The sequence below is a fragment of the Pseudomonas sp. MD195_PC81_125 genome (assembly GCF_014060985.1).
GTDB classification, from domain to species: domain Bacteria; phylum Pseudomonadota; class Gammaproteobacteria; order Pseudomonadales; family Pseudomonadaceae; genus Aquipseudomonas; species Aquipseudomonas parakoreensis.
Genome location: NZ_JABULD010000163.1, coordinates 1 through 2,152, shown reverse-complemented (window position 1 = coordinate 2,152; position 2,152 = coordinate 1). Strand labels below are relative to the sequence as shown.

Annotated in this window: 3 protein-coding genes and 1 pseudogene; all 4 read right to left on the bottom strand. The window is 60.2% G+C overall.

Annotation, left to right across the window (positions count from 1 at the left end):
- Positions 1-109: 109 nt before the first annotated feature.
- Positions 110-494: pseudogene (locus HT737_RS07075) on the bottom strand (Rho termination factor N-terminal domain-containing protein).
- A gap of 141 nt (positions 495-635) precedes the next feature.
- The gene (locus HT737_RS07070; protein WP_007961959.1) at positions 636-890 is read right to left on the bottom strand and encodes a hypothetical protein; all 255 of its coding nucleotides are present in this window, start codon (positions 888-890) and stop codon (positions 636-638) included.
- 44 nt (positions 891-934) lie between these two features.
- On the bottom strand, positions 935-1,279 hold the full coding sequence (locus HT737_RS07065) for a hypothetical protein (protein WP_047295624.1): 345 nt from the start codon (positions 1,277-1,279) through the stop codon (positions 935-937).
- A gap of 96 nt (positions 1,280-1,375) precedes the next feature.
- Positions 1,376-2,029 carry an HD domain-containing protein gene (locus HT737_RS07060; protein WP_182401983.1) on the bottom strand — a complete coding sequence of 218 codons (654 nt, stop codon included), beginning with the start codon at positions 2,027-2,029 and terminating at the stop codon, positions 1,376-1,378.
- Positions 2,030-2,152 lie beyond the last annotated feature (123 nt).

Genomic DNA, 2,152 nt, shown 5'->3' with positions numbered 1-2,152 from the left:
AGCAGGCTCGCTCCCACAGGTTTACAGGGTGAAACGCAAATTTGTGTACCCCGGAGTCACTGTGGGAGCTGGCTTGCCAGCGATAAGGCCATCAGCCTCAAAACAAATATCAGCCGGCTTTGCGCAACGCCGCAATCAACTCATCCTTGCGCATTGAAGAACGCCCGGCGATATTCTTCGCCCGCGCCTCTTTGCGCAGACTGTCCACGGTCTGCGTCTCGCGCGACGCCTTGCTGTCGCGCGCATGTCCTTCGCGACTGGCCACCGCTCGCCGCGATGATGCCTTGCGATCTTCGGACTTGGCACTCGCCGGTTTCCTGCGCCCGGAACCGCCAGCCTTTTCGCCACCGCCCCGACTGTTTTGTTTGACCCGTCGCCCAGGCGCGCGCTTCGGCTTCGTCCTTGGACAGGCCTTTATGCTCGTAGCTGTCTTCAATGTGCTGAGCCTTGCGCTTCTGCTCGGCGGTGTATTTGTCTTTGCTTCCACGAGGCATGGGATTTCTCCTTGCATCAGTAGATGGGTTTCATATGTAGGAGCTGCCGAAGGCTGCGATCTTTGCTTTTAAAAAACAAGATCAAAAAATCGCAGCCAGCGGCAGCTCCTGCATGATCATGTGTTCACACAACCACCGCTTCTAGACATCCAGCTTTCTCGCCGCTTCAACGCCCGCGGCACTGAGCTTGATCGGCAGATTCAACGAGTGTTCGCCGGCCTCGTTGCAAGTCACATGACCATGGTGAATCAGTCCGCGATCCTGCAGGGCGGCGAGGGCGCTGGCCACGACTTTCTCACCGCGATAGTTGTCCAGCACCTCTTTGCCCAATCCACTCGGATGGGCGTGCAGCAGGCGGGTAAGGACTTCTTTTTCCAGGTTTTTATCGACGTTCATGGTTACCTCTTCATGGATGTGAATAGGACGCTCGCGTCGGCGAACTACTGACCGCTGCCTTCGGAACCCGAGCCACCGGTGGTGGTTTTCGAGCCGATGCCGGGGCCGGCGTTATCGGGTGTTGCGGGGGAGTCGGGGGTGTTCATGCCACCCTGGCGGCCGGGATCACTGCCCTGGGTGCGCGGATCGGTGCCGGTGGCGGGTGGCTGATTGATCAACGGAACGCCGGAGCCATCGGTGTTCATGCCCGGGGCACTGTTAATGGCGGGAGCGCGTGGTGACGGAACCGGATCGGTAGGACCGGTGCCTGCTGCGGTGGTAGAAGCGGCGAAAACCGCAGGACTCAGCAGGGCGGCGAAAACGAGGGCAGTCAACCTTGACGGGATCATAGGGCTTCTCCAGTGATTGAATTCCTTACCTTTCGTTGGTCTGCCCCTGGACTGGATTGGTGCCTGATGAACGACGAACGGTCGAGACACAGGTCATCAGTCGATGCCGATTTCTTCCTTGAACTGCTCCATGAAACCCTTCAGACGCTGATGGCGGATCTGCGCCAGACGCTGACCGGCGCCAGTCTGAAAACCGTCGGCAAGGTGCAGCAGTTTGGTCTGGAAGTGGTCGAGGCAGAAGCGTGTGTCATCGTAGTCACGTGTCTTGGCTTCGGGGTCGCGTGGATCGTACAGCGCACTGCCCATGCGCCCGGCAACGTAGAAGGTACGGGCAACGCCGAGCATGCCCAGCGAATCGAGACGATCGGCGTCCTGGACCAGTTTTGCTTCGAGGGTGAGCGGGGTGATATTGGCGGAGAAACTGTGGGCTTCGATGGCGTGGCTGACGGCGGCGATTTTGCTGGCGGGCCAAGCCAGTTCAGCCAGCACGTTGGCCGCTTTGTCAGCGGCAAGGCGCGAGGCCTGCGAGCGCAGCGGCGAGTTCTTCTCGACAGCTACGCAGTCGTGCAGCAGCACGGCGGCGAGCAACACTTCGAAGTCGCCGCCTTCCTCGGCCTGCAAGGTGCGCACGGTGTGCCAGACCCGTTGCAAGTGAGCGAGGTCGTGGGCGCCGTCGTCGGAGGTCTCCAGAGCGTGGGGCAGCAACTCGGCGGCGAGTGAGGTGAGCGGGGCAAAAGCAGTGGCGTTCATGAACATCCTTGCAGACTTACCTGAATTTCGAAGCCCATGATACTTCTGTGGTGAGGGGATTTATCCCCGATGGAGCGCGAAGCACTCCCCCTTTTTCAAGGCTGCTGCGCACCCCATCGGGGG

Bases quoted from the DNA above. Each gene is read 5' to 3' on its own strand.
- HT737_RS07070 (WP_007961959.1), bottom strand. From the start codon at position 890: ATGAACGTCGATAAAAACCTGGAAAAAGAAGTCCTTACCCGCCTGCTG.
- HT737_RS07065 (WP_047295624.1), bottom strand. From the start codon at position 1,279: ATGATCCCGTCAAGGTTGACTGCCCTCGTTTTCGCCGCCCTGCTGAGT.
- HT737_RS07060 (WP_182401983.1), bottom strand. From the start codon at position 2,029: ATGAACGCCACTGCTTTTGCCCCGCTCACCTCACTCGCCGCCGAGTTG.